Source organism: Mesorhizobium sp. B2-3-11, from assembly GCF_006442215.1.
GTDB lineage: Bacteria > Pseudomonadota > Alphaproteobacteria > Rhizobiales > Rhizobiaceae > Mesorhizobium > Mesorhizobium salmacidum.
The window spans coordinates 60,792-85,241 of sequence record NZ_VFVS01000024.1 but is presented as its reverse complement, the minus strand read 5'-3'; the positions used below and the strand labels follow the sequence as shown (position 1 = coordinate 85,241).

At 64.3% G+C, this 24,450-nt stretch carries 27 protein-coding genes, 1 tRNA gene and 1 pseudogene; 14 read left to right on the top strand and 15 right to left on the bottom strand.

The annotated features are described in order from the left end of the window. Positions 1 to 75: 75 nt before the first annotated feature. From FJ960_RS26305 to FJ960_RS26295, 3 genes and pseudogenes are all read left to right on the top strand, one after another. Positions 76 to 465 (top strand): annotated as a pseudogene (locus FJ960_RS26305) (DUF805 domain-containing protein); the annotation flags it as partial. Between the two features lie 135 nt (positions 466 to 600). Continuing rightward, entirely contained in the window at positions 601 to 1,029 is a 429-nt protein-coding gene (locus tag FJ960_RS26300) for a polyketide cyclase (RefSeq protein WP_140717926.1), read from the top strand. After that, positions 1,022 to 1,471 (top strand): MarR family winged helix-turn-helix transcriptional regulator, encoded by a 450-nt coding sequence (locus tag FJ960_RS26295; protein ID WP_140717924.1) that lies wholly within the window; start codon positions 1,022 to 1,024, stop codon positions 1,469 to 1,471. Before FJ960_RS26300 ends, FJ960_RS26295 begins: the two co-directional genes overlap by 8 nt. Before the next feature lie 18 nt (positions 1,472 to 1,489). Here FJ960_RS26295 and leuB read toward each other — a convergent pair whose 3' ends face one another. The 6 genes from leuB to leuD all read right to left on the bottom strand — a co-directional run bounded on the left by leuB (position 1,490) and on the right by leuD (position 6,587). Continuing rightward, positions 1,490 to 2,593, bottom strand: coding sequence for a 3-isopropylmalate dehydrogenase (gene leuB, locus FJ960_RS26290; protein ID WP_140717922.1), 1,104 nt, complete (start codon positions 2,591 to 2,593; stop codon positions 1,490 to 1,492). Positions 2,594 to 2,821: 228 nt separating this feature from the next. Continuing rightward, positions 2,822 to 3,172 carry a VOC family protein gene (locus FJ960_RS26285; protein ID WP_140510530.1) on the bottom strand — a complete coding sequence of 117 codons (351 nt, stop codon included), beginning with the start codon at positions 3,170 to 3,172 and terminating at the stop codon, positions 2,822 to 2,824. A 13-nt stretch (positions 3,173 to 3,185) separates the two neighbouring features. Continuing rightward, positions 3,186 to 3,569, bottom strand: coding sequence for a RidA family protein (locus FJ960_RS26280; protein ID WP_140510531.1), 384 nt, complete (start codon positions 3,567 to 3,569; stop codon positions 3,186 to 3,188). 182 nt (positions 3,570 to 3,751) lie between these two features. Then, positions 3,752 to 4,945, bottom strand: a complete 1,194-nt coding sequence (locus FJ960_RS26275; protein ID WP_348642370.1) for a L,D-transpeptidase — start codon at positions 4,943 to 4,945, stop codon at positions 3,752 to 3,754. A 70-nt stretch (positions 4,946 to 5,015) separates the two neighbouring features. Then, a complete protein-coding gene (locus FJ960_RS26270) occupies positions 5,016 to 5,927 on the bottom strand; it encodes a hypothetical protein (protein WP_140717920.1) in 912 nt (303 codons plus the stop codon). Positions 5,928 to 5,981: 54 nt separating this feature from the next. Continuing rightward, a complete protein-coding gene (gene leuD, locus FJ960_RS26265) occupies positions 5,982 to 6,587 on the bottom strand; it encodes a 3-isopropylmalate dehydratase small subunit (RefSeq protein ID WP_027145969.1) in 606 nt (201 codons plus the stop codon). 155 nt (positions 6,588 to 6,742) lie between these two features. Between leuD and FJ960_RS26260 the strand changes: the two genes are divergently transcribed. The 5 genes from FJ960_RS26260 (at position 6,743) to FJ960_RS26240 (ending at position 8,901) form a co-directional block, all read left to right on the top strand. Continuing rightward, complete coding sequence (locus FJ960_RS26260; RefSeq protein WP_140717918.1) at positions 6,743 to 7,198, top strand: GNAT family N-acetyltransferase; 456 nt, start codon at positions 6,743 to 6,745, stop codon at positions 7,196 to 7,198. A gap of 75 nt (positions 7,199 to 7,273) precedes the next feature. After that, complete coding sequence (locus FJ960_RS26255) at positions 7,274 to 7,591, top strand: metalloregulator ArsR/SmtB family transcription factor (protein ID WP_084636878.1); 318 nt, start codon at positions 7,274 to 7,276, stop codon at positions 7,589 to 7,591. After that, entirely contained in the window at positions 7,591 to 8,037 is a 447-nt protein-coding gene (locus tag FJ960_RS26250; protein ID WP_140717916.1) for an SRPBCC family protein, read from the top strand. The genes FJ960_RS26255 and FJ960_RS26250 overlap by 1 nt, the downstream gene beginning before the upstream one ends. Positions 8,038 to 8,077: 40 nt before the next feature. Further along, entirely contained in the window at positions 8,078 to 8,569 is a 492-nt protein-coding gene (locus FJ960_RS26245; protein WP_140717914.1) for an SRPBCC domain-containing protein, read from the top strand. Positions 8,570 to 8,640: 71 nt separating this feature from the next. After that, entirely contained in the window at positions 8,641 to 8,901 is a 261-nt protein-coding gene (locus FJ960_RS26240) for a DUF72 domain-containing protein (protein WP_246672961.1), read from the top strand. 211 nt (positions 8,902 to 9,112) lie between these two features. Here FJ960_RS26240 and FJ960_RS26235 read toward each other — a convergent pair whose 3' ends face one another. From FJ960_RS26235 to FJ960_RS26220, 4 genes are read right to left on the bottom strand one after another with little or no spacing between them, the layout of a single operon-like run. Further along, on the bottom strand, positions 9,113 to 10,279 hold the full coding sequence (locus FJ960_RS26235) for an FAD-binding oxidoreductase (protein WP_140717912.1): 1,167 nt from the start codon (positions 10,277 to 10,279) through the stop codon (positions 9,113 to 9,115). Positions 10,280 to 10,302: 23 nt separating this feature from the next. Then, positions 10,303 to 11,898: an ATP-binding protein gene (locus FJ960_RS26230; protein WP_140717910.1), complete on the bottom strand. Its 1,596-nt coding sequence runs from the start codon at positions 11,896 to 11,898 to the stop codon at positions 10,303 to 10,305. Further along, positions 11,889 to 12,581: a response regulator transcription factor gene (locus FJ960_RS26225; protein WP_140510545.1), complete on the bottom strand. Its 693-nt coding sequence runs from the start codon at positions 12,579 to 12,581 to the stop codon at positions 11,889 to 11,891. The genes FJ960_RS26230 and FJ960_RS26225 overlap by 10 nt, the downstream gene beginning before the upstream one ends. Beyond that, a complete protein-coding gene (locus FJ960_RS26220) occupies positions 12,550 to 12,963 on the bottom strand; it encodes a DUF4153 domain-containing protein (RefSeq protein ID WP_348642369.1) in 414 nt (137 codons plus the stop codon). The genes FJ960_RS26225 and FJ960_RS26220 overlap by 32 nt, the downstream gene beginning before the upstream one ends. Positions 12,964 to 13,547: 584 nt before the next feature. Between FJ960_RS26220 and FJ960_RS26215 the strand changes: the two genes are divergently transcribed. Continuing rightward, the gene (locus FJ960_RS26215) at positions 13,548 to 14,438 is read left to right on the top strand and encodes a CoA ester lyase (protein WP_140717908.1); all 891 of its coding nucleotides are present in this window, start codon (positions 13,548 to 13,550) and stop codon (positions 14,436 to 14,438) included. A gap of 37 nt (positions 14,439 to 14,475) precedes the next feature. Further along, positions 14,476 to 14,682, top strand: a complete 207-nt coding sequence (locus tag FJ960_RS26210) for a DUF1737 domain-containing protein (RefSeq protein ID WP_027145959.1) — start codon at positions 14,476 to 14,478, stop codon at positions 14,680 to 14,682. A 94-nt stretch (positions 14,683 to 14,776) separates the two neighbouring features. Here FJ960_RS26210 and FJ960_RS26205 read toward each other — a convergent pair whose 3' ends face one another. Continuing rightward, positions 14,777 to 15,199, bottom strand: coding sequence for a metallopeptidase family protein (locus tag FJ960_RS26205; protein ID WP_140510548.1), 423 nt, complete (start codon positions 15,197 to 15,199; stop codon positions 14,777 to 14,779). Positions 15,200 to 15,374: 175 nt separating this feature from the next. Here FJ960_RS26205 and FJ960_RS30030 point away from each other — a divergent pair, with 175 nt between their 5' ends. From FJ960_RS30030 to FJ960_RS26190, 3 genes are read left to right on the top strand one after another with little or no spacing between them, the layout of a single operon-like run. Next, on the top strand, positions 15,375 to 16,418 hold the full coding sequence (locus tag FJ960_RS30030) for a hypothetical protein (protein ID WP_140717906.1): 1,044 nt from the start codon (positions 15,375 to 15,377) through the stop codon (positions 16,416 to 16,418). Further along, complete coding sequence (locus FJ960_RS26195; RefSeq protein WP_140717904.1) at positions 16,360 to 17,838, top strand: DUF6504 family protein; 1,479 nt, start codon at positions 16,360 to 16,362, stop codon at positions 17,836 to 17,838. Before FJ960_RS30030 ends, FJ960_RS26195 begins: the two co-directional genes overlap by 59 nt. Beyond that, positions 17,835 to 21,173, top strand: a complete 3,339-nt coding sequence (locus tag FJ960_RS26190; RefSeq protein WP_140717902.1) for an error-prone DNA polymerase — start codon at positions 17,835 to 17,837, stop codon at positions 21,171 to 21,173. Before FJ960_RS26195 ends, FJ960_RS26190 begins: the two co-directional genes overlap by 4 nt. Before the next feature lie 71 nt (positions 21,174 to 21,244). Here the strand turns inward: FJ960_RS26190 and FJ960_RS26185 are convergent, their stop codons facing one another. The 4 genes from FJ960_RS26185 to FJ960_RS26170 form a co-directional block, all read right to left on the bottom strand. Beyond that, on the bottom strand, positions 21,245 to 21,496 hold the full coding sequence (locus FJ960_RS26185) for a Trm112 family protein (RefSeq protein ID WP_140717900.1): 252 nt from the start codon (positions 21,494 to 21,496) through the stop codon (positions 21,245 to 21,247). Positions 21,497 to 21,532: 36 nt separating this feature from the next. Next, positions 21,533 to 22,204 carry an LON peptidase substrate-binding domain-containing protein gene (locus FJ960_RS26180; RefSeq protein WP_140510553.1) on the bottom strand — a complete coding sequence of 224 codons (672 nt, stop codon included), beginning with the start codon at positions 22,202 to 22,204 and terminating at the stop codon, positions 21,533 to 21,535. Between the two features lie 107 nt (positions 22,205 to 22,311). Continuing rightward, on the bottom strand, positions 22,312 to 23,319 hold the full coding sequence (gene trxA, locus FJ960_RS26175) for a thioredoxin (protein ID WP_140717898.1): 1,008 nt from the start codon (positions 23,317 to 23,319) through the stop codon (positions 22,312 to 22,314). An 84-nt stretch (positions 23,320 to 23,403) separates the two neighbouring features. Then, entirely contained in the window at positions 23,404 to 23,901 is a 498-nt protein-coding gene (locus FJ960_RS26170) for a prolyl-tRNA synthetase associated domain-containing protein (RefSeq protein WP_140717896.1), read from the bottom strand. A 210-nt stretch (positions 23,902 to 24,111) separates the two neighbouring features. Here FJ960_RS26170 and FJ960_RS26165 point away from each other — a divergent pair. Continuing rightward, positions 24,112 to 24,186: transfer RNA gene (locus FJ960_RS26165), tRNA-Gly, on the top strand. Positions 24,187 to 24,450 lie beyond the last annotated feature (264 nt).

Sequence of the window (24,450 nt, the reverse complement as noted above, 5' to 3'; positions counted from 1 at the left end):
ATCCAGCCAGCATCTTGAATCACAAATCCGACCGACCGGGAATCCCTTCCGATTCAATCAAGCGATGAAACGCTCTATTTCTGGCGTGGCCTGACGCGGAACTACTTCAACTTCGCCGGCCGCGCCCGCCGCAAGGAATATTGGGGCTACTGCCTGTTCTGGGTGGTCTGCCTGCTCATCACCGGCGGCATCGGCATCTTCACCGATATCGAAATGGGCAATTTCGACACCGACGTCTCCGCGGTGGTGACGGTCGGCCTCTGCGGCACCTTCCTCCTGGCGACGCTCCTGCCCGGTCTCGGCATGACCGTGCGCCGGCTGCATGATATCGGCCTGTCGGGCTGGCTCTATCTGGTGATCCTGATCCCCAGCATCGGCAGCCTGATCATCCTGGTCTTCGCGCTGATCCCGACCCAGGCGCATGAAAACCGGTGGGGACCGGTGCCTGCTGGGGTCAGGATTTAGCGGTCAGCTCCCGAGAAAAGTCACTCCAAAAACGACGGTTCAGCCGATCTTCGTCACAGATGAAGATTCCGCTTGCAATTTAATCCGCGCACAGATAGTCTGTGTGCAGATTAAATAAACCAGTGGAGCAAGACGATGTGGACCAATGAATACACCGCGACTTCCCCCCTTCCCGCCCAAGCCATCTGGAACGCGCTCAAGGCCTTGCATGAAGGCCGCCTGACTTATGAAGGCTCCGACACTTTCGTGCTGCATGGGCCGTTCGCCAAGGGCACCCGCGTCTCGGTGACACCGGTTGGACAGGACACGTTCGAATCGACCATCGTCGATCTCGTCGACAATTTGACCTATGCCGATGAAACCTCGTTCGGCGACACCACGCTGCTGTTCCGGCACACTCTGGTGCCCGTCGAAGGCGGCACGCAGGTGACGCACCGGCTCGATATATCTGGCCCTTCGGCCGCCGAGGTCGGCCCGGAACTCGGGCCGCAGATCAGCGGCGATTTCGACGTGTCGATGGCCAGGCTGTTCGAGCAGGCGGAGGCGTTGGCGAACCGTGGCTGAACTGGACACCCGCTTCAAGGGTGGACCATCGGAGAGCCCCGGCTTGCTGCTCTGGCGAACCACCATGCGCTGGCAGCGCGTCATGACGGCGGCGCTGGCGCCGCTAGACCTGACGCATGTCCAGTTCGTGCTGCTCGCCTCGGCGATGTGGCTCGGCCGCAATGGCGAACCGCCCAACCAGGTGCAGCTCGCCGCCCAGGCCGGCACGGAGGTGAAGATGACCTCGGACGTCGTCGCCCGGCTGGAAGTCAAGGGATTGATTGCACGCGAGGCCGACCCCCGGGATTCCCGAGCCAAGGTGATCCGCGTCACCGCCGCCGGGATGGCTGCGGCACAGCAAGCGATCGTCGCCGTCGAGACCGCCGACGCGGCCTTCTTCGAACCTGTGGACGAGGCGCAGCTCGTCGGCCTGCTGCAGCAGCTTGCCGGCGAGATCCGCTGAGGCCGAGCCGCCCTGCGGCTAGGCCAGGAATTTTGCGATAATCGCGTCGCCCATCTCGACGGTACCAACCTCGGTCATGCCGGGTGAGAAAATATCCTTGGTGCGCAGGCCCTGGTCGAGCACGGCGGCGATAGCGCCTTCAAGCTTGTCGGCTTCATCGACCATGCCGAAGGAATAGCGCAGGCACATGGCGAAGGAGGCGATCATGGCGATCGGGTTGGCGATGCCCTTGCCGGCGATGTCGGGGGCCGAGCCGTGTACCGGCTCGTAGAGCGCCTTGCGCTTCTTGGTCTTCACGTCGGGAGCGCCGAGCGAGGCCGACGGCAGCATGCCGATCGAGCCGGTCAGCATGGCGGCGATGTCGGACAGCATGTCGCCGAACAGATTGTCGGTGACGATGACGTCGAACTGTTTTGGCCAGCGCACCAGCTGCATGCCGCCGGCGTCGGCCAGCATGTGGTCGAGCTTGACGTCGGAATAGCGCGCCTTGTGGGTCTGGGTGACGACCTCGTTCCACAGCACGCCAGACTTCATGACGTTGCGCTTTTCCATCGAGGTGACGTGGTTCTTGCGGGTCCGCGCGAGCTCGAAAGCGACGCCCGAAATGCGCTCGATCTCGAACGTGTCGTAGACCTGCGTGTCGATGCCGCGCTTCTGGCCGTTGCCGAGATCGATGATCTGCTTGGGCTCGCCGAAATAGACGCCGCCGGTCAGCTCGCGCACGATCAGGATGTCGAGGCCTTCGACCACTTCCTGCTTCAGCGAGGAAGAGGCGGCCAGCGCCGGGTAGCAGATTGCCGGGCGCAGATTGGCGAACAGCTCCATGTCCTTGCGCAGCCGAAGCAGGCCGGCCTCGGGCCGCACCTCGTAAGGCACGGTATCCCACTTCGGCCCGCCGACGGCACCGAACAGCACAGCGTCCGCGGCCATCGCTTTTTCCATATCGGCATCGGAAATCGCCGCGCCATGCGCATCGTAGGCACAGCCGCCGACCAGGCCCTCATCGGTGACGAAGCCGCTGCCGAGCTTTGCGTTCATGGCCGCGATCAGCTTCTTGACCTCATCCATGGCCTCGGGGCCGATGCCGTCGCCGGGGAGCAGGAAAAGATGCTTCGTTGCCATGGAGAGTCGTCCCAGAAAGATTGCGTTTCGATTTTGCACAGCGTCCTTTGTGCGCCAAGGAGGCGCGCGGCGCTGTGCGACCGCGGCCTTGCTAAACGCCAAGCGGTTGCAGCGCAAGCCGTAAGGACGCAGCGGTGCTGAACAGTGGCCAAGCAGCGATCCTTCGCGCCCCCCTCTGTCCCGCCGACATGTCACGGAATCCAAGCCATAGCCCCACGGAACATGCCCTCACCGATGCGAGAGAATGTTGACCAGCCGGCCAAGGGGATCTCGCACATAGAAGCGCCGGACGCCCCAGGGTTCGTCGGCCGGTCCGTATTCGATGGCGAAACCGGCGGCCTTCATGGCCTCGAGCGTCGCATCGACGTCGTCGACCTCGATCGACAGGTCCGGCACCGGCGTACCGGACCCGCCTTGCGCCATGAAACTGACCTGCACCTGCATCGTTTCCTCGGAACCGTAGGTTACGATCCAGCCCTGATCCATCAGGATGTCGAGGCCAAGCACGTCATGATAGAAACGGTTCGCTGCCGTCGCGTTCAGTGTCTCGATATTGGCCACGATGCGCCTGACCTTCATGGCGTAGGTCTCCTCAGGCCGTACGCCGTAGCGCCGTCACCTCGATCTCGATCTTCATTTCCGGCTTGTTGAGCTGGCACACGATCATGGTCGCCGCCGGCCTGATGTCGCCGAACGTCTCGCCGAGGATCGGGAAGACCACGTCCACGAAAGCCTGGTCGGTGACGTAGTAATGCGCCCGCACCACATCGGCCATGTCAAAGCCGCCGTCCTTCAGCGCCTTGCCGATCGTCGCCAGGCAGTTGCGCGTCTGCGCCTCGAGCGTGTCCGGCATCGTCATGGTCGCATAGTCATAGCCGGTGGTGCCGGAGACGAAACACCAGTCGCCCTGTACCACCGCACGCGAATAGCCGGCGGTCTTTTCGAACGGCGAACCGGTGGAGATGAGCTTGCGCATGAAGGACCTCGCATGGTTGCAGCTACTCTGTGGGGAAAACGCGATCCCGCCAAGGGCCAAGACGAATGGATCGACGGTGCAGGACCTGTGACGTCGATGTGCCAGCTCGTGCGCCGGCTAACGTGAGGTGCTCTCCGCGCGGCCCCGGCACCGGCTCAGGGGTCCGCATTGCCCGTCATGCGTCAGCCCGGTTGGTCGTTGGCCGATTCAGCCGTTTCTCCGGTGAAGACAACCCTTGTGCCTTTGTGCACCTCAAGGGCCAGGTCTTCGGCATCCCAATTGGTCAGTCTGATGCAACCATGCGAAAAAGTCTTCCCGATCTTGCCTGGTTCGGGCGTGCCGTGAATCCCGTAACTTTCAATGGACAGATCGATCCAGACCGATCCGACAGGATTGTTAGGCCCGGCAGCGATGGTGAAGGGTCGTTTGGTTTTGACCCCCTTGAAGGCGAAGTTGGGATCATAGTGATAGGTGGGATTGTGGACCACGCGTGTGACTTGTGCCTCGCCGCTCGGCGCCGGCTTCTCTTCGCTTCCAATCGAGGCGGGGTAGACCGAAACCACTTTGCCGGAATTGTCGAGAACGCGAACTTCGCGCGCGGCCTTGTCGACTTCGACGTTCGCAACGGCTGCGGGCGGATCGCCTCGGGCGATAGCCGGCACCAGCAACTTTGCGCCCGTCCTCCTGAAGCTGATGCCCGGGTTGAGCCTTCGCAGCAATTGTTCGCTGATGTGGAAGTGCTCTGCGATCCGTTCCAGCGAACTGCGATAGCCGAGCCTGCGCAGGCGAGCCATTCTTTCCATACCGGCCGGAATGCGCTTGGTAAACGGTCCACGCACGTCCTTGCGCGTCAGCTCGTAATTCACAAGAACCGGGCCTGGTGAGGTTGCGACCAGCTTGTCCCAGGTCTCCCGGTTGAGCTTGCCATCGGCGGGCAGAGCGTTGGCCGCCTGAAATGCCCGAACCGCCTTGGTGAAGTTCTCCGCCTGGTGGCCGTCAATGAGGCCAGGCGAGAACCGCGCGCGATCCAAAAGGATCTGCGCCTTCAGCGCGGTCGCATCGACGCCGTTCGTTGCGGCGTCGCCGAATTGAGCATTGTTGACGGCGGCCGCGTCCAGCTTTGCCGCCTCCGTGGCGCCAGCTGCGAAGGCGAACAAAACAAGCGCCAGAAGAACGAGCCTGACCATCAATTTACTCCAGGCATTGCAGCGCGAAGCTGCTTCTATGACGCCGCGCGGCCGATCTGGTTCCATTTGCCCCACGAATATCGCCGTTGACGCGGGTTGGGCGAAGGCGATCCTCGATCTCCGCGCCGGCGATCGGCGGCACTCAAAGGAAGAACGGCGCATAAACCGCAGTCCTGCGCGCGTCGGCAACAATGGACGGTTGTCGCGCGTAAGCCGGAGGAAATTCGCCTCGCCCTGTTTTCGCCGGAAATTGCTTTAGCTAATTCGCCGACCCCAGCGCCTTGTCCAGCGCCTCCTTCACGTCGGCCGGCCATGTCGCCACCGCCGGCCAGGCGTTCGGCTGGCCATTGTCGCCGCGGCGGGCGAAATAGAGCTGATGCTTGGCCGGGTCGACCGCCATGAAACCGTCATTGCCGCCGCAATCATGCGGCACGCAGCCGCTGGCGTAAAAGGCGCCGGACGCGGTCTTTTCCGTGCCGCCGCCGACCAGCAGGCTGGTCGCCATGTCGGGCATGTCCTTGCCGAGCAGTTTTTCGGCTTCCTTGTAGACGGCCTCATTGTGGAAGGCGTCGATGATGTTCTGGTACTTTTCCGGATCAATGTCTTTCCAGTCGGTGCCGGGTTCCGGCATGTAGGTGAGATTGCCCGAAATCGTCAGCCCATCCGTCGGCGACCACTGCAGCGCCGGCTTCTGGTCCCCCGGCAGGAGATACGGCACGAAATAAATGGCGTTGTCGGACACCGCGGAGGGCGGCGCGCCGCACTCGTCCTGCTCGACCGTGGTGCCCTGGATCTCGCCGCCTTCTGGCTTCCAGACGATCACCGTCGCCGGGCCGCATTGATTGCCGCCATCGCCGACATTGAACAGCGCCACCTTGATGCCGCCGACCTCCACGATCTTGTCGAAGAAGACATCGTAGTTGCTGGCCAGTTGCTTGCCGTCATAGGCCAGCACCTTTTCGCCGTCCTGCTCCGGCTGCGTGATGGTCAGCTGACCGCCCTCGAACGGGATCGGCGCCTGCTTGTCATCCTCGGCCAGCGCCACGTTGCCCGTGCTTGACGCGCCCTGGTCGGCGGCGCCGGACGCATCGTCAGTGCCGGTCTGTGCATGCGCGCCCGCGATCGTCAGAAACACCGAAACGCAAATGCCGGCCAGAAGCAAACGTGTCATGACTGTCCCTCCCTCGGTCGCCGCTCGGCCCGAAAGGACCGGTCTATTCGCCGCTCAGGCCCAGGGGCGCAGTTCGGCGTTCTTCTTCTCGAACGAGGCGATGGCGCCGGCTTTTTCCATGGTCAGGCCGATATCGTCGAGCCCGTTGAGCAGGCAGTGCCGCTTGAAATCGTCGAGGTCGAATGTGACCACGCCGCCGTCCGGACCACGGATTTCCTTGGCTTCGAGATCGACCGACAGAGTGGCGTTGGAGCCGCGCGAGGCGTCGTCCATCAGCTTCTCCAGGTCCTCGGGGCTGACGGTGATCGGCAGCACGCCGTTCTTGAAGCAGTTGTTGTAGAAGATGTCGGCGAACGAGGTCGAGATGACGCAGCGTATGCCGAAATCGAGCAGCGCCCATGGCGCGTGTTCCCGGCTCGAGCCGCAGCCGAAATTGTCGCCGGCGACCAGGATCTGCGCCTTGCGGTAGGCCGGCTTGTTGAGCACGAAATCCGGATTTTCCGAACCGTCGTCATTGTAGCGCATCTCGGCGAACAGGCCGGTGCCAAGCCCGGTGCGCTTGATCGTCTTGAGATAATCCTTCGGGATGATCATGTCGGTGTCGACATTGACGATCGGCATGGGAGCGGCGACGCCGGTGAGCTTGGTGAATTTTTCCATGGCTTTGGCCCGTGTTTTTCGTTGCGGGGGATTTGCTGAGGCCCGGTTTACACAAAGCCGCGCGCAAATAAAAGGCAACTGTTTGTGGGTGCCGGCAAGAGGGTGCCGCACAAAAACGGCTTCGAAATCGCCGCCCGATGGTGCAGTCTGGTCCCATGGCAGAAAACGCCCACGTCCTCTACGCGCGCGAACCGACGCTCGGCATTCCCGAATTCCGCCGCGTGCTGGTGGAATCCGGTCTTGGCGAAGTCAGGCCCGTCGATGACGAGGCAAGGCTGAAGGCGATGATGGAAGGCGCCAACCTGATCGTGACCGCCCGTCTCGACATGGCCCCTCTCGACATGGCCCCTCTCGACAGGGAAGCCAAGCCGCTGATTGGCGTTGCCCGCTGCCTGACCGACTTTTCCTGGGTCTGCTACATCTCCGATCTCGCCGTCTCGGCCAAGGCGCAAGGCCTGGGCATCGGCAAGGGGCTGATGGACGAGGTTGCCCGGCAGCTCGGACCGTCGGTCGCCATCAGCCTGATCTCGATGCCCGACGCTGTCGGCTTCTACGAACGCATCGGCATGAAACGTATGCCCGACGCCTTCTGGATCTCCCGCAAGCGCTGATTTCTTCTCCCGCCTACGGCCAACAACGGGCATCTTGCCGCTTGACATGCAACCATTTGGTTGCATATTAAAGCCATGAGCATGGATGCAGCCTTTCGCGCCCTGGCGGACCCGACACGCCGGCAATTGCTGGACAGCCTCCATGCCAGGAATGGGCAGACGCTGAATGCGCTGTGCGCTGAGATGGCCATGACCCGCCAGGCGGTGACCAAGCACCTGGCGATCCTGGAGGAAGCAAACCTCGTCACCACCATCCGCCGGGGCCGAGAGAAGGAGCACTACCTCAATCCGGTTCCGATCAATGAGATCGCCGAACGCTGGATCGGCAAATTCGAGCGGGGGCGGCTGACAGCCCTCAGCGAGCTGAAGAAACGCCTCGAAAGGGAAGACTGATGAGCAACAGCTTCGTTTATGTGACTTATATCCGAACCACGCCCGAAAAGCTCTGGGAAGCGTTGACCGACCCGGAGTTCAACCGGCAGTTTTTCCTCTGCTCCTATCAGGAGAGCGATTGGAAAGTGGGCTCCAGCTGGAAGCTGATCTTCCCGGACGGGCGAGTCGCCGACAGCGGCGAGATCCTCGAGATCGACCCGCCGCGACGCCTGGTCATAAAATGGCGTAATGAATGGATGCCCGAGATCAGGGAAGACGGCTATACGCGCTGCACCTTCACCATCGAACAGGAAGGCGAGTTGATGAAGCTTGCCGTCACCCATGAAGCGGACGGGCCGCACAAGCTGATCGGCAACGTTGCCATGGGCTGGCCGCTGGTGCTGGCCAGCCTCAAGAGCCTGCTCGAGACCGGCAAGGGGTTCGAGCGCCCGCCATCGAAAGGGTGAGGGCTCGTTTCGCTAGCGAAACAAATCCGTGGAGACATCCATGATGCCCGCTCTCAGGGTACGGAGCATGACCAATGGCGAGACTGTCATGACGTCCGCCGAGATGGAAGCACCTCCGGAACGCATCTTCGAGGCGCTGATCGGCAAGGAGGTAGAGCAATGGTGGGGGTCAGCCGAGACCTACCGGATGGTAGACTGGTCGGCCGACCCGCGCGTCGGCGGCCGTTGGACCGTTATTGTCCGCACGGCTGACGGCATGGACCTGCCGGCCAGCGGCGAGTTCCTCGAAATCGAAGCGCCGCGCCGGATCGTGCAGACGCGGGCCTATGAGTGGGACCATCCTACGCTTGGCCGGCGGCAAACCACGGCCGCCTGGCTGCTGGAGCCCGTCGCCAATGGCACGCGCGTCACCATCTGCCATGGCGGCTTTGCCGGGCTGCATGAGGCGGCGACCGAACATGCCGAGGGCTGGGCACAGGTGCTGGCCTGGCTTCAAGCGCACGTCGAGGCCGGAAGGCGGGTTGCTGCGTGAGCCGCGGGTCGCTGCTTTGCATACCCCTTTGTCCGCCTTGACCCGGACCTCGTCCGGTCCACATCCAATGCATGGCAAAACAGGCATGTTTCAACCCCGCTCCGGTGCCATCTGCCGCGGTGCCGGGCGGCTGGCCTGGCCTCGCCTACTTCCGCTGGCACGGCGCGCCGCGCGTCTATTACTCCGATTACGACTCCGAAAATCTCGCCCGATTTAGCCGACAACTGGAGGCAGCGGCCGCTGCGGGTGCCGAGGTCTGGGGCATCTTCGACAACACGGCCGGAGGCAATGCGCTTGGCGATGCCCTTAAGGTTGATGCGATGATGGCGTAGACGCTTTCTTCCTTCTCCCCTTGTGGGGCCCGAAGGGCGGGCGAGGCCCGTGACTCGCCCAGGGCGGTGGATCGGCGCGCAGCGCCGAGGCGGTTGAGGGGTGGGTGACGGATCGCCGTCCTTGCCAAGCTGGAACACCCCTCATCCGACCTCGCTTCGCGAGGCCACCTTCTCCAAAAAGGGGAGAAGGGAGAGGCATGCCCGCCCCGCCTCAAATCACGTTCAATTCCCGGAACGCCCTTCCCTCGGCAACCCGGCTATACCCAAACGCCGAGCAGTCGATCGTCCGGTAGCCGCCATGTACGATCAACTCGGCCAGCGCCTTGCCGACCGCCGGCGCCTGCTGCAGGCCGTGGCCGGAGAATCCGTTGGCGAAGAGGAAATTCGCCACCTCGGGGTGCGGGCCGATCACCGCGTTCTGGTCGAGCGTGTTGTAGTCATAGTGCCCGGCCCAGGCGCGCGTCGGCTTGATGGCCTCGAAGGCCGGGATGCGGGTCGCCAGCACCGGCCAGATCACCTCCTCGAACAGCGGCCAGTCGACCTCGAAATCCCCGGCATCGGCGGGGCCGTCACCCTCTTCCGGCTCGGCGCCGCCGGTGAGGTAGACCGAGCCTTCCGGCCTGACATAGATGCCGGAGGGATCGACCAGCAGCGGCATGTCGGCATATTTCTCGCGCGCCTCGAAGACGAAGACGTTGCGCTTGCGCGGCTCGACCGGCAGCGCCAGCCCGGCAAGGGCGGCGACCTTGCCGGCATTCGGCCCTGCGGCATTGATGACGGTGCCGGCCTCCAGCCGATCGCCATTGTCGAGGCTGACGCCGGTGATGCGGTCGCCCTGCCGCTCGATGCCAGAGACCGAAGCGCTGATGAAGTCGATCTTCTTCTCCCGCAACGCCTTGCGGAACAGCATCAGCATCGCATGGGCGTCGAACCAGCCTTCGCCGCTTCGGCCATAGGCGCCGGCGGTGATGCCTTCGGCCGACAGCCAGGGGAAGCGGCGCGTCAGCTGGTCGGCGTTCTCGAGCAGGATGTCTGCGCCCTCGGCGACCTGCGCCGCGTGATTGGCCTTCAGGATCGGCAGCCCGGCCTCGCCGGCAAGGATGAGATAGCCACCCTCGCGAAAACCGATATCGGCCTCGGCGCCGAATTCTTCCTTCAGCCGCCGGAACAGCTTCAGCGTGAATTGCGACAGGCGGATATTTTCCGGAATGGAGAATTGCTGGCGGATCGAGGCCATGGACAGCGTCGTCGCCGCATGGGCGAATTGCGGGTCGCGTTCGATCAGGGCGATCGAGCCGGAAAACCCTTCCTCGCGCAAATAGTAGGCGACCGAGGACCCGACGATGGCTCCGCCGATGATGACGATGTCGTAGCGCATTTTTCTCCGATCCGCCGTCCGTCTTACGCGACCGGCAAAGTGATCTCGAAGCGCGTGCCGCGCTCGGTGTCAACCAGCCGGATCGTACCATCATGCGCTTTCAGGAGGGCCAGCACGATGCCCAGCCCCATGCCGGTGCCGCCGGTAGAGCGGCGCGTGGTGAAGAACGGCTCGAAAATGCGCGACCGATTGCTTGGCGAAATGCCGGCGCCATTGTCGCTGACCAGCAGCGTCGCCTTGCCACCTGCGCTTGCGGCAGTGATCGAAACTTGCGTCGCGCCGTGCCTGGCCGAATTATCGATGAGATTGCCAAATACGATTGCTCCGTTCTCGGCCGAGATGCGTAAGGCCAGATCGCCGCCGGCCTCGACGCGAACCGCGAGCCTGGTGTCGACGGGAAGCAGCGCCAGCGCCGCACCGACCGAGGTGCTTTCGCCGCTCGGTGCAAGGTTTTCGGCCCGTGCCAGGTCAAGCAGCCGCCGCACCAGCAAATTAAGCCGTCCGGCATCGGTGACGATGTTGTTGGAGAAGCGCCGCCGCTCGTCATCGTCCATCGCCGAGCCGGAATCGCGCAGCAGTTCGGCAGCGCCCTGGATCGCCGTCAGCGGCGACTTGAGTTCATGCGAGACATGGGTGGCGAAGGTCTGGATCGAGTCCGAGCGCGCCTGCAGTTTTTCGGCCATGTCGAGGAAGGCGGCGGACAATTCGGCCATTTCGCGCGTGCCATGATGGTCGAGCGGCCGGATCGCGCCGCGCTCGCCGGCGGCAATGCGCTGGGTGCGGTCGATCAGCGCATAGATCGGCCGGCTGACGGTGCGCAGGAAGACGAGGCCGATGAGCAGCGTGCCGCCGAGGATGGCGATCGCCGCCGCTGTCACCTTGCCGCGTTCGCCATAGAGATGTTTTATGATGTTGTTGGGCGTCCGCGAGACATAGACCACGCCGGCGACCTTGCCGTCGACGGCAACCGGCAGCGCGACGAAGACGCGCACCCTGGTGCCGCGACTGACCGAGTAGAGCGACGGCGGCGGTTGGTTGGGGATGCGCAGCCTGAGCGCGCTGGCATAGCGCCCGGCGAGCGCCTCACGCACCTCCTCGACCTCGGCAAGCGACTGCCCGATCTCGTCGCGCCCGGCAATGACGACACCTGTGGGATCAAGCAGCCGGAAGCCGGCCAGCGTGGTTTTCTGCGTCGCGTCGAGAATGCCGGTCAGCCGCGCGCCGATCGCGGCGAAGGCTGGATCGGCGGTCGCGGGCGTCCCCGCCGGCCGGGTCGCAAGCACGTAATCCGAGGCGAGATCGAGCTGCGGCTCGATCGGCCGATAAGGCGAATCGGCGCCTCGGCTCGCGCTGCCATTGGCCCCAGGCATTGGCACGCCGAGCTTCTCCGGTGAAATGCCGGCGTCGCGCACCTCCTGCGCATAGATGGCGGCGATGGCCGCACCCTGCGCAATCAGCTCCGCCTCGGTCTGGCGGATCAACTGGTTTTCGTAGAGGCGGAAGAAGAACAGGCCGACCAGCGGCAAGGCCATGACCAGGATCAGGATGGCGACGACGACCGTGGCGAGGCGCGGCCGCCATTTGCGGCCGCTCCACTTGCTTGAGGTCGTCAGCCGCATCGGCCGAGCCGGAAGCCGACGCCGTGTACCGTCTCGATGGCATCCAGGCATCCGACCGCCGCCAGCTTGGCGCGGATGTTGCGGATATGGCTGTCGACGGTGCGGTCGGCGACATGGATCTTGCCGGCATAGGCACTGGCCATCACCGCGTCGCGATCGAGCACGTGGGTGGGCCGCGCCAGAAACCCTTTCAGGATCGAGAATTCTATTCCGGTCAGGGCAAGCGGCCGACCGTCGAAGCCGGCGCTATGGCTGGCCGGCACTAGCGTGAGCTTGCCATGGGTAAACTGCCTGTCGTCAACCGGTTCGGGCCCTGCCGGGCGGGCGCGCCGCAGGATGACGTTGACGCGGGCGACCAGTTCGCGCGGGCTGAACGGCTTTGTCACATAATCGTCGCCGCCCATTTCGAGCCCGAGGATGCGGTCGATCTCTTCGTCGCGCGCGGACAGGAACAGCACCGGCACGTCTGATCGCTGGCGCAGCCGCCGGCAGACCTCCAGCCCGTCCATCTCCGGCATGCCGATGTCGAGCACGACAAGGTCGGGCGTGTGCCGTTCGATCGCCTGCAGGGCGGCGGCGCCATCGGACACGGCAGCCGTCTTCATGCCGGCCTTTTCCAGCGCGAAACAGATCACTTCGCGGATATGCGGGTCATCGTCGGCGACAAGAATGTGATGCGGCATCGGTCAGCGGTCCGGGCAAGGAAGGTAGCGAAGGCTGAGGAAGCACGAGCGACCCCTTGCTGTCGAGATATCGAAGCAGGCGCCAGTCACGAAAGCTCCAGCCACGCCAGTTCCGCTGGACGCTGTCGCTGGCCCGCAATCCTTCAAGTTCGCGGACAGCGCCCGCGTCCGGGGTCTTGTTCCGATGATCGAAGAAGCGATCGAGTGCCGGAAACGCGCCCGGACCGAGCGAGCGCAGATACCAGGCGTCGAGGGGAATGCCCTGGCCGGTCATTTCAACGGAATGGTCGACATTGTAGTTGGCGATCAGCACGGCGAAGTTGATGAAACAGCAGGCATAAGCGCTAGGGATAACGTCGGAAGATTGGCGGATCGCGGCCATGGATTTTCCGAGCGCGATGCGGGCGGACAAAGGGGATGACAATTGCGGCGGGCTTGGCGCGTGGCGGGTCGACCAGCCACCAGCCTTCGCTGCGCAGCCGATAGGGCAGATGGGGTTTTGCTCGCTTGTGCATGCCGCCTGTCTCGCAAGCTGGCAGGGAAGCGATGCGGCGGATCGGAGGAGGTTTTCCGCAGGCGAGTGCAGTTTTCGTGCAGGGCTGGTGCGCTGCCCGCCATCGGTTCCGGACGTTGGCGCCGCCCCAGCCAGGCTCCTTTCCCTCTCCCTCCGGAGGGGGCAGAGGTGGCTCGGCGAAGCCGAGACGGAGCGGGGAACCACCTGGTAACCGCCGCAAACGGACATAGGGCACTAGGCGCAAGCCTCGCATCGCCTTGCGCCCAAAGGGTCGCCCCCCACTCCGTCGAGCTGCGCTCGACACCTCTCCTCCGATCGACGCGGGAGAGGAAGGGTCCCCTTCCGCAACTGCCGCAGAGGACGGAAGGGGCAGCGCAAGCTTTCGCGGTTGGCGCGTGTCAGGTACCGGGCGGACGCTTGCCTCGACCAACCACACGCGGCATAGATCGGACATGGAACCCTACCGCCCGCGCCGCTCCGTGCTCTATGTCCCGGCCTCCAACGAGAAGGCGCTGGCCAAGATCGCCCAGCTTGCCTGCGACGCCGTCATCATCGATCTGGAGGACGCCGTTGCCCCCGCCGACAAGGTCGCCGCGCGCGAAAAACTGGCTGGCATTTTCGCCAATCGCCCTGATGCCGACCACAATGGCCGGCGCTGCGAGATGGTGGTGCGCGTCAATGCGCTGTCCAGCGAATGGGGTACTGACGATCTTGCGGCCGTCGCCAAGGCGGAACCGGACGGCATCCTGCTGCCAAAGGTCGACACACCGCGCGACGTGCTCGAGGTCGGCGATGTGCTGGACGACAATTTTGCTCCCGAGACCGTGAAACTATGGGCGATGATCGAGACGCCCAAGGCCATGCTCAACATCGGCGCCATCGCCGAACTCGGCCGTGACCCCGCCTCGCGGCTGGATTGTTTCATTGCCGGGACGAATGACCTGATCAAGGATACCGGCGTGCTGGCAACGCCGGACCGCGCCTATCTCCTGCCATGGCTGATGCAGATGCTGCTGGCGGCGCGCGCCGGCGGCCTCGACATGCTCGACGGGGTGTTCAACGACTTTCGCGATCCGGATGCGTTTGCGCGCGAGTGCGCTCAGGCCGCCGCCATGGGCTTTGACGGCAAGACGCTGATCCATCCATCGCAGATCGAGGCCGCCAACCGTGCCTTCGCCCCGTCGGCGCAGGCGCTGGCCGAGGCGCGCGCGGTGAAGGATGCCTTCGCGCTGGCGCAAAACAGCGGCAAGGACGTCATCGCGCTGAATGGCAGGATGGTCGAGCGGCTGCACCTGGCGCAGGCCGAAAAACTGCTGGCGAAGGCCGCCGCCATCGGCGCATGATATTCGTCGACTTGGGATTCATGACAGGAATTGGACGATGAAACTCTACCGCTTTCTCACCGCCCCGGACGACGCCAGCTTCTGCCATAAGGTGACGGCGGCGCTGAACAAGGGCTGGCATCTGTTCGGCTCGCCGACCTACGCCTATGACAAGAAAGCCAAGACCATGCGCTGCGGCCAAGCCGTGGTGAAGGATGTCGACGGCCAGGAATACGGGCCGGATACCAAGCTCAGCGACTGGTAGGTGGAAAGCGCGGAGGCTCCTCTCTTTTCGTCATCCTAGGGTAAAGCAAGGAGCCAAGCGAGGCGGCGCAGACCCCTAGGGTGACGAAAGTGGTCTACTCAGCAGCCTCTTCGATCTTCTCCATATCATCGTCCGACAGGCCGAAATGGTGGCCGATCTCGTGGATCAGCACGTGGGTGACGATGTCGCCCAGCGATTCCTCGTTCTCGGCCCAGTAGTCGAGCATGGCGCGGCGATAGAGGGTGATGCGGTTCGGGCCTTCGCCGGTTTGCGGGTTCCAGCGTTCGGCGATGCCGCGCCCCTCGAACAGGCCGAGCAGGTCGAACGGCGTCTCCAGCGACAAATCGTCCATGATCTCGTCGGTCGGGAATTCGGCGATCTGGATGATGATCTCGCCGGTCAGCTTACGAAATTCCTCCGGCAGATGGGCGTAGGCCTCCAGCGCCAGGAACTCCAGTTCCTCCATCGAGGGCGCGAGTTCGCCATGCCAGGTGCGGGTCTTGTAAATGCGGGCCATGCTTTGTCCTTTGACCCGGCATATAGGCTTTCGCACTGATCGAGGCAAATGACGCCTATAGGCCGGTGTCGCCCAGGGGAGGAATAAATTCCTCATGACTCTGCTTGACTCTTCGGATCGCCTCTGGAATCCTAGAGAACATAACAGGAACAATTGTGAGTGGAAGCTGACCGTCATGGCGATGACCGCCGTGGCGCGGGAGACTGTTTTTTCCCTGCGCCGCCAGATCGCGAAAATAGAGGGAACGCTGCCCGAGCGTCTGCAGGCGCCGGCGGCGGCAACCCTTGATGCCGGCGCCGGCAGCGATCTGACGATCGTCCGGCGCGGCCTTGCCGCGGCCTTGCCGGATGCTTTCCTGCCCATCGGCATCGAGCGGCTCGATGCCGCGCTCAGCGGCGGCCTGCCGAAAGCCGCCCTGACCGAAATCCATGGCCTGGAGACCCGCGATGCGGGAGCCGTCGCCGGCTTCGCTCTGTCGCTCGTCAGCCTGATCCTCAACCGGGCGCAGGGGCTGCCCATCCTATGGATCGGGACATCGGAAATTTTCCACGAGGCCGGCTTTCCCTACGCCAGGGGGCTGCATGGCTGCTTCGGCATTGAACCCGGGCAATTGCTGTTTTCCGAGGCGCCCAGGCTTGTCGATGCGCTGTGGATCGCCGAGGAGGCGGCCCGCATGACCGCGCTTGCCGCCGTTATCCTGGAAATCCGCGGCAATCCGCAGCGGCTCGACCTGACCGCGACACGCCGCCTGCATGCGCGGGCGCAAGCTACCGGCCGGCCGGTGTTCCTGCTGCGGCAGGCGGCCGAGCCGGAACCGACGGCGGCGCCTGTCCGTCTGATCGCCGCGTCGGCGCCGGCCGTGCCGCGCGCCACGGTCGCCGGGCCGCTCGCCGGCTCGATCGGCTACCCCGCCTTCACCATCAGCATCGGCAAGAGCCGCACGGCCCTGCCTGGACAATTCACACTGGAGTGGAACCCCGATGAACGCAGATTCGAGGAAAGAAGGGGCGAGGAAAGACACGGTGGAGGCAGCGAATGGGCAGAGAATCCTGTCCCTGTGGTTTCCCTATCTGGCGACCGAAAGGATCCTGCGGCAGCGTCTGGGGAAATCCTGGCGTTCCCGGCCGCCGGATCATCCGCGGCCATCTCACCCACCGCTCGTGATCAGCCACCGCCAGGGCAACGCGCAGCGCATCTCGGCCCTCGACGAGCGAGCTGAGGCGCTGCACCTGAAGCGTGACATGGGGATTGCCGATGCGCGCGCCATGCATCCGTCGATCGACATCGTCGAAGCCGATCCGGAGGCCGACCGGCGCCTGCTCGCGGGCCTTGCCGACTGGTGCGACCGCTACACGCCGCTGGTCGCGCTGGACAGCATCGACGGCCTGTTCCTCGACGTCACCGGCTGCACCCATCTGTTCGGTGGTGAACGCGCCATGCTGGACGAGATCCTGTCGCGCTTCTTCCACCAGGGGTTCGACGTCCGCGCCGGGCTTGCCGGTACGCCCGGGGCGGCCTGGGCGGCGGCACGCTTTTGCGGCGGCCGCATCGTTGTATCGGGCGAGGAGGAAGCCTTGCTTGCCCCCTTGCCGCTGGCCGCCCTCCGCATAGCGCCGGAAACCCGGACCAGCCTGGAAAGTGTGGGGCTGCGCACGGCGGGCGCCGTCATGGCCGCGCCGCGCGCGCCGCTCGCCCGCCGCTTCGGCGCTTTGCTGCTCCGGCGCCTCGACCAGGCGCTTGGCCGTCTCGACGAAGCGATCTCACCGCGCCTTCCCGTCGCGCCGCTTTCCGTCGAACGCCATCTCGCCGAGCCCGTCACGCTGACGGAGGAGATAGAACGGCTGGTGGGCATGCTGGCGACGACCTTGAAGACCGACCTCGAACGCCGCGGCGAAGGTGCCCGGACGCTGGCGCTGCTGCTCTTTCGCGTCGACGGCGCCGTCAGCCGCATCGCGCTCGGCACCTCGCGGCCGATGCGCGAACCCTCGTTGATCCGGAAATTGTTCCATGAAAGGCTGGCAGCACTCGAGCAGCATATCGATGCCGGCTTTGGCTTCGACCTGGTGCGCCTCTCGGTGCTGGCCGTCGCCGCTTTCGACACGCAGCAGACCGATCTGACCGGCGAGGCGGTGGATGATGGCGCCGACATCGCCCTGTTCGCCGACCGTATCCGCGCCCGCCTCGGCGAGGGCGCGGTTCTGCAGCCGGTTCCCGTGGAAAGCCATCTGCCCGAACGCGCCGTCGCCATCGTCCCCTTCAGCGAGGCGCCGCGCCGGACCACGCCGCCGAAGAAGCCGGACAGGATGCAGGTGCCGATGACCATCTTCCCGCCGGAACGGCCGATCCGGCTGTTCCGCGCGCCCGAGCCCATCGATGTGCCGGCCACCGAAATGCCGGAGGGACCGCCGCTGCATTTTCGTTGGCGCCGTGCACTTTACCGCGTTACCCGTGCCGAAGGTCCGGAGCGCATCGCCGCCGAATGGTGGCGCGAGGCGCCAGGCGATCCGGCGGCATCGACACGCGACTATTTCCGCATCGAGGATGCCGATGGCCGCCGCTACTGGCTCTACCGGCAAGGCCTGTACGGCGGCGTCTCGCAGATCCCGCCGCGCTGGTTCATGCACGGGGTCTTCGCATGAACGCGTTGACCGTCATTCCCTATGCCGAGTTCGGCATCCAGTCGAACTTCTCCTTCCTGCGCGGCGCCTCCAAACCCGAGGAACTGGTGGTCGCGGCCAAGCTCATGGGCTTCTCCGCGATCGGGCTCGCCGACCGCAACAGCGTGGCCGGCGTGGTGCGCGCCTGGCAGCAGGCCAAGGTCGAAAAGCTTGCCTATCACCCCGGCTGCCGGCTGGTTTTTGGTGACGGCACGCCGGACATTCTCGCCTATCCAAGGGACCGCAAGGGCTGGGGGCATCTGTGCCGCATGCTCACCCAGGCCAATCTGCGTGACGAGACCGAAAAGGGCGCCACCCTGCTCCGGCGCGACGACCTGCTCGAATGGGGCGACCGGATGTCGCTGGCGGTCCTGCCCGATCTGGCGGCCGGCGCGCAGGACAGCCTGGCTTTGCTCCGCCAACTCCAGGACCGCTTCGGCAGGGCCCTGCGGCTCGGCGTCTCACCCTGTTATGCCGGCCATGATCGCTTCCGGATCGAGCAGGCGGCGGCGTTTGCCGAGAGCGCCGGCATACCGCTGATGGCGACCAACGATGTGCTCTATCACACGGCCGAACGCCGCCCGCTGCAGGACGTGCTGACCGCGATCCGCCTCAATGTTCCGGTCGCCGAGGTGGGGCTGGAACTGACCGCCAATGCCGAACGCCATTTGAAGCCGCCGCTGGAAATGGCGCGCCTGTTCCGCAGGCACCCGCAAGCGCTGGCGGAGACGCTGCGTTTCGGGGAAGAGCTGACCTTCTCGCTCTGCGACCTCCAGTACAATTATCCGGACGAGCCGACGGAATCGGGCCTCGGTCCGCAGGCGGAGCTGGAAAGGTTGGCAAGGGAGGGAGCAGTCAACCGCTACCCGGCAGGTGTGCCTGAATCCGTGACCAAGCGCATCGAGGAAGAGCTCGCTCTGATCGAGCGCCTCAACTATGCCCGTTACTTCCTGACCGTCTACGACATTGTCAAATTCGCGCGCAGCAAGGATATTCTCTGCCAGGGGCGTGGGTCGGCCGCCAACTCGGTCGTCTGTTTCTGCATCGGCATCACCGAAGTGGGGCCGGAAAAGATCAATTCGCTTTTCGAGCGCTTCATTTCCGAGGAAAGGAACGAACCGCCTGATATCGACGTCGATTTCGAGCACGAAAAGCGCGAAACCGTCATCCAGTACATCTACGAGAAATACAGCTCCAAGCGTACCGCCCTTGCCGCCGCCGTCATCAGCTATCGCGGCCGTTCGGCGCTGCGCGAAGTGTCGAAGGCGATGGGCCTGTCGGAGGATGTCCGGGCATCGCTTTCCGGCTCGATCTGGGGCTGGTCGACCTCGGAACTCGGCGAGAAGGAGGCGAGGGCCGGCGGCCTCGACCGCAGCGACCCCATATCGCGGCATGTGATGGAACGCGCCAACGAGATCATGGGCTTCCCCCGTCACCTCTCCCAGCATGTCGGCGGCTTCGTCATCACCAGGGACCGGCTCGACGAGATCGTGCCCATCGTCAAGACGGCGATGGACGAGCGCAAGATGGTCGAATGGGACAAGGACGATCTGGACTCGGTGAAGATCCTGAAAGTGGATGTGCTGGCGCTCGGTATGCTGACCTGCCTGCAACGCGCCTTCACCCTGCTCACGGACCATTATCCGAAGGCGCGGGATGAATTTGGCCAGCCCTATGTGCTGGCCACTCTCCCGGCGGAGAACCAACGTGTCTATGACATGATCTGCCGTGCCGATACGCTCGGCGTCTTCCAGATCGAATCGCGCGCGCAGATGTCGATGCTGCCGCGTCTCAAGCCACGCGAATTCTACGATCTCGTCATCGAGGTGGCGATCGTACGCCCCGGCCCTATCCAGGGCGACATGGTCCACCCTTATCTGCGTCGCCGGCAAGGCAAGGAAGCGGCCGAGTATCAAAAACCGGAGCTGGAAGCGATCCTCGGCAAGACGCTTGGCGTGCCCCTGTTTCAGGAACAGGCGATGAATATCGCGATCGTCGCCGGCGGTTTCAAACCGGGCGAGGCCGACGAATTGCGCCGCGCCATGGCCACCTTCAAGCGTACCGGCACCATCGGCAATTACCGCCAGCGCATGATCGACGGCATGGTCGGCAAGGGCTACACGAAGGACTTCGCCGAGCGCTGCTTCAAGCAGATCGAGGGTTTTGGCGAATACGGTTTTCCCGAAAGCCATGCCGCCTCCTTCGCACTGCTCGTCTACGCCTCCTGCTGGTTCAAGACCTTCTATCCCGACGTGTTCTGCGCCGCGATCCTGAACTCGCAGCCGATGGGCTTCTATCAGCCGGCGCAGCTGGTGCGCGACGCCCGCGACCATGGCGTCGACATCCGCGAGGTCGACGTCAATTTCTCCGTCTGGGACTGCACTTTGGAAAAGGCGTCTTTCGACCCGGCCCGTATCCTGCCGCGCCATGCCGACATGCGCGGTGTCATCGAGACAAGCCATGCGCTGCGGCTCGGCTTCAGGCAGGTCAAGGGACTTTCCAAGGAACGCATGGAGGCTTTCGTCGAGCGGCGCGGCGCCGGCTACTCGACCGTCAGGGATGTCTGGCTGCGCTCCGGCCTCAATGTCGACGAGATCGAGAAGCTGGCGCAGGCCGATGCCTTTCGGTCCATCGGCCTCGACCGCCGCGCGGCACTTTGGGAGGTCCGCGCGCTCAACGGCAAGAGTGCCGCCGAGAAGCTGCCGCTGTTCGACCAGCCGGCGCTCGGCCTGCGCGAGCTGGAGCCGCAGACGAAGCTGCCGAAAATGCCGCTCGGCGAGCATGTCATCCACGATTACCGCTCGCTCGGCCTGTCGCTGAAGGCGCATCCGGTCGCCTTCCTGCGCGAACGGCTCGACCGCGCCGGCGTCACCCCCAATGCCAGCCTGCCGTCCGTGCGCGACGGCAGGCGGGTCTCCGTTGCCGGTCTGGTGCTGGTGCGCCAGCGCCCCGGCAAGGGCAACGCGATCTTTCTCACGCTGGAAGACGACAAGGCCGTCGCCAATGTCATCTTCTGGGAAAGAACTTTTACCCGCTTCCGGCCCATCGTCATGGGCGCGCGCTTCGTCAAGGTCAGCGGAAAACTTCAGTCGGAATCAGGTGTCGTCCACATCGTCGCCGAGAAGATCGAGGATCTGACGCCCTGGCTGACCGTGCTCCTGGAAAAGGTCAGTGCGGCCGCACCGCTGGCCGCCACGGCAGAGGGTCCGGATCGCGATGCCCTACCTGTGCCCCGCAACGCGCCGGTCGGTCAGAATCTCGCAACGCTGTCGGAAGAAGCGGAAAGGGTCATGCCCAAGGGGCGTAATTTTCAGTAGGCGTGGCCCCTCACCATCAAGCGCTGGCGGGACAGCGCCGTAGAACACCAACCTCAATGTCCGGCCACACTCTATGACGCCGAACTGCCCGGCCCGCCCAGCTTTGGCGGCGACAGCACATCCTCGGCCGAGATGGTCCGCGCTTCCGAGGGAAGCATGATCGGGATGCCGTCGCGCACGGGATAAGCGAGCTTGGCGACCCGCGAGACCAGCTCGCCACGTTCGGGGTCCCAGGCCAGCGGCCCCTTGGTCAGCGGGCAGGCCAAGAGTTCCAGCAGCTTCGGGTCGACCTTGGCTTTCTTTCCATCACGCCCATCCGCCATTGCGTCCCCTTTCCAGCTTTCAGGCCTGCGTTCACCTCACTGCAGGCTCGAGCCAAAATCCTCATTCTCGCGCGCCAGCGTCATCTCGGTGATGGCGATCAGCGTCTCGGCCCTGGTTTTCAGGTCCGCGGCCTCGAGCAATGCCTGCTTCTCGGCTGGTCCGTAGGGCGCCATCATCGACAGCGCGTTGACCAGCATGGCGTTTTCGGCGCGGCTGACGCTTTCCCAGTCGGCTTCCAGATCATTGGCCTGCAGATAGGCGCGAAAGGCCCGCAGCAGCGCCGGCCGGTCGATTTCATCAGCCGCCTGCTCCTCGTCGAGATCGGCGAGGAAGGGCGCCGGTTTGCACTGGCGGAACGGCGTCTTGACCGTCAGCTCGTGGGTGATGCGGAACCGGCACACGCCTTGCAGCGAGATCAGGTAGCGGCCGTCGCCGGTCTCCGAAAAAGCGATGATGCGGCCGATGCAGCCGACATTGCAAAGTTCCGGCTCGCCATCCTCGCGCAAGGCGCCATTGAGGCCGGGCTGGATGATGCCGATGACGCGCGAGCCGGCGACCGCCTCGTCCACCATCTGCAGGTAGCGCGGCTCGAAGATGTTGAGCGGCATGCGGCCGCCCGGCAGCAGGAGCGCGCCCTCGAGCGGAAAAAGCGGGATCGTCGGCGGCAAATCCTTGGCGAGCCGGTAATGCGCGTTTCCCGCTTGCACCTCGTTCCTCCCGATCGCTTCCTTTGTGAAGCGTCAACCTGCCCTGTCCTATCTGGCGCTCAGGCCCGACACCACAAGCCCGTGCGACAAAACAACCGATAACCGGCTCAGGAAAACAGCAACGCCGACAATTTGCGGCGCGCGGCAAGCGTCGCCTCGTCGGTCATGCCCCAGGCCTCGAACAGCTGCAGCAACTGCGTCCTGGCGCCATCCTCGTTCCAACTCCGGTCGGCCTTGATGATGGCCAGCAGGTTGTCGGCGGCTGCCGTGCGATCACCCTTGGCGTTCTGGATCATGGCCAGATCGAAACGCGCCTGATGGTCGGCGGGGTTTTCGGCCAAGCGCCGTTCGAGCTCGGCCGGATTGCCCAACGCCGCCGCCTGCGCGGCCAGCGCGATCTTGGCACGCAGGGCAGCCAGCGGCGGTGCATCCTTCTTGGCCTCCGGCGCCGTTGCCAGGAGCGCCTCGGCACCCTCGGTGTCGCCGGTCTCGAACAACAGGTCGCCCAGCCCGCCAATAGCCTCGACCGTCTCCGGCGCCTGCGCCAGGATGGCGTCATAGATGTCGGCGGCTGCCTGCATGTCGCCGGCATCGCGGGCCTCGGTTGCCGCGGCCAGGGCCTCGGCCACCGGCGGCGCGCCATTGCCCTTGCCGCCCACCTTGGTGATGAACTCGTTGATCTGGCTCTCGGGGATGGCGCCCATGAAGCCGTCGACCGGCTGGCCGTCCTTGAAGGCGATCACAGCCGGAATCGACTGAATGCCGAGCTGGCCGGCGATCGAGGGATGGTCGTCGATGTTCATCTTGACCAGCTTGACCCTGCCGCCGGCGGCCTTGACCGCCTTTTCCAGCTGCGGGGTGAGCTGCTTGCAAGGTCCGCACCATGGCGCCCAGAAATCGACCAGCACCGGCTGACGCCGCGATTCCTGGATGACGTCGGCGGCGAAGGCGGCGGTCGTCGTGTCCTTGATGACATCGCCGCCGGCAGGGCCCGCGGGCGCATCGCCAAGCGCGGCCTTCGCCGGCGCCGGCGCCGTTCCGCCATACTGGACCGTGGTGGCATACTGGCCGCCAGTGTTTCCGAATGATCCGCCAAACGGATTGTTGTCGCTCATCTCGTCACCCTTTCGGTCGCGCCCCCGGCCCGCGGCTCGGCGCCATGTCTCAATTGGAAATCGGCTTCGCCATCCATGTGGCGATCATGCCGAGACTTTCAAGATAGCAGCATCGTGCCCGGTTGCCTCGACGAATCTGATGAGGTCGGCCGCCGCGATCGATGTCGTCGCCTCGTTGGTCAGTGGATGCGCGTTGATCACGGCATGGTCCATCAGATCCTTGTCGAGCACCAGCTTGACCCTGTTTTCCCTGTCGTTGATGACGCCGAAGACGGTGACTGCGCCCGGCGTGACGCCCAAAAGCTCCATCAGCATCTCCGGCTTGCCGAAGGAAACCCGGCCGGCGGCGCCGATCGACTGGTGGATCTGCTTGAGATCGACGACCGCGTCCTCGCCGACGGTGACCAGGAAGAAATTGTCCTTCTTGTCCTTCAGGAACAGGTTCTTGGTGTGTCCGCCGGCGATTTCGCCGCGCAGCGCCTGCGAATCAGCCACCGTATAGAGCGGCGGATGGCGTATTGTCGAAACGGCGATGCCGAGTTCGGCAAGAAAGGCCATCAGTTCAGCTTCGGTCTTCGGCATCGATCTTCTTCTCGTCCGTTTCTTGGCCTTGCCGTTTACGGCCAATGCGGCGGCCGACACAAGACCGTCGCGCAAGGAGCGATGAAATCGGCGCGTCGCGGACGGTTTGCCGGCATCGTTCGAGAGTTGCAAAAAGCCTGCTATTTCCCTGTTGCAATCGCCGCGCTCTTCAGCCATATAGGCCCGGCTTGCGGCCAAGACGCCGTGTGAGCGGGTGTAGCTCAGGGGTAGAGCACAACCTTGCCAAGGTTGGGGTCGAGCGTTCGAATCGCTTCACCCGCTCCAAATCTTCTTTAGATTTGAAAAGCATAAAGGGCCCGGGTAACCGGGCCTTTTTGCTGTCTGGCACTGGGGAGTGGGAGGGGGAGTTGGGTGATGTTGGCGACGATTTGGTCGCGTCGACTGCGGCCGCTACACCCCATACATCAACCCAGATTAATTTGATGGACGGCCAAGCCCGTTGAGAAATATTTCTTACCGCGCGGAAAGGGGGCTGCTGGCGTATCACGCGGCTAGTTTCCAACGCACGTGAAGAACGTAAGTCGGCGG

Coding starts and splice junctions, on each gene's coding strand:
- FJ960_RS26300 (WP_140717926.1), top strand. CDS start 601: ATGTGGACCAATGAATACACCGCGACTTCCCCCCTTCCCGCCCAAGCC.
- leuB (WP_140717922.1), bottom strand. CDS start 2,593: ATGGCAACGAAGCATCTTTTCCTGCTCCCCGGCGACGGCATCGGCCCC.
- FJ960_RS26285 (WP_140510530.1), bottom strand. CDS start 3,172: ATGAAGGTCAGGCGCATCGTGGCCAATATCGAGACACTGAACGCGACG.
- FJ960_RS26280 (WP_140510531.1), bottom strand. CDS start 3,569: ATGCGCAAGCTCATCTCCACCGGTTCGCCGTTCGAAAAGACCGCCGGC.
- FJ960_RS26270 (WP_140717920.1), bottom strand. CDS start 5,927: ATGACACGTTTGCTTCTGGCCGGCATTTGCGTTTCGGTGTTTCTGACG.
- leuD (WP_027145969.1), bottom strand. CDS start 6,587: ATGGAAAAATTCACCAAGCTCACCGGCGTCGCCGCTCCCATGCCGATC.
- FJ960_RS26260 (WP_140717918.1), top strand. CDS start 6,743: ATGGCAGAAAACGCCCACGTCCTCTACGCGCGCGAACCGACGCTCGGC.
- FJ960_RS26255 (WP_084636878.1), top strand. CDS start 7,274: ATGAGCATGGATGCAGCCTTTCGCGCCCTGGCGGACCCGACACGCCGG.
- FJ960_RS26250 (WP_140717916.1), top strand. CDS start 7,591: ATGAGCAACAGCTTCGTTTATGTGACTTATATCCGAACCACGCCCGAA.
- FJ960_RS26245 (WP_140717914.1), top strand. CDS start 8,078: ATGATGCCCGCTCTCAGGGTACGGAGCATGACCAATGGCGAGACTGTC.
- FJ960_RS26240 (WP_246672961.1), top strand. CDS start 8,641: ATGGCAAAACAGGCATGTTTCAACCCCGCTCCGGTGCCATCTGCCGCG.
- FJ960_RS26235 (WP_140717912.1), bottom strand. CDS start 10,279: ATGCGCTACGACATCGTCATCATCGGCGGAGCCATCGTCGGGTCCTCG.
- FJ960_RS26230 (WP_140717910.1), bottom strand. CDS start 11,898: ATGCGGCTGACGACCTCAAGCAAGTGGAGCGGCCGCAAATGGCGGCCG.
- FJ960_RS26225 (WP_140510545.1), bottom strand. CDS start 12,581: ATGCCGCATCACATTCTTGTCGCCGACGATGACCCGCATATCCGCGAA.
- FJ960_RS26220 (WP_348642369.1), bottom strand. CDS start 12,963: ATGGCCGCGATCCGCCAATCTTCCGACGTTATCCCTAGCGCTTATGCC.
- FJ960_RS26215 (WP_140717908.1), top strand. CDS start 13,548: ATGGAACCCTACCGCCCGCGCCGCTCCGTGCTCTATGTCCCGGCCTCC.
- FJ960_RS26210 (WP_027145959.1), top strand. CDS start 14,476: ATGAAACTCTACCGCTTTCTCACCGCCCCGGACGACGCCAGCTTCTGC.
- FJ960_RS26205 (WP_140510548.1), bottom strand. CDS start 15,199: ATGGCCCGCATTTACAAGACCCGCACCTGGCATGGCGAACTCGCGCCC.
- FJ960_RS30030 (WP_140717906.1), top strand. CDS start 15,375: ATGGCGATGACCGCCGTGGCGCGGGAGACTGTTTTTTCCCTGCGCCGC.
- FJ960_RS26190 (WP_140717902.1), top strand. CDS start 17,835: ATGAACGCGTTGACCGTCATTCCCTATGCCGAGTTCGGCATCCAGTCG.
- FJ960_RS26185 (WP_140717900.1), bottom strand. CDS start 21,496: ATGGCGGATGGGCGTGATGGAAAGAAAGCCAAGGTCGACCCGAAGCTG.
- trxA (WP_140717898.1), bottom strand. CDS start 23,319: ATGAGCGACAACAATCCGTTTGGCGGATCATTCGGAAACACTGGCGGC.
- FJ960_RS26170 (WP_140717896.1), bottom strand. CDS start 23,901: ATGCCGAAGACCGAAGCTGAACTGATGGCCTTTCTTGCCGAACTCGGC.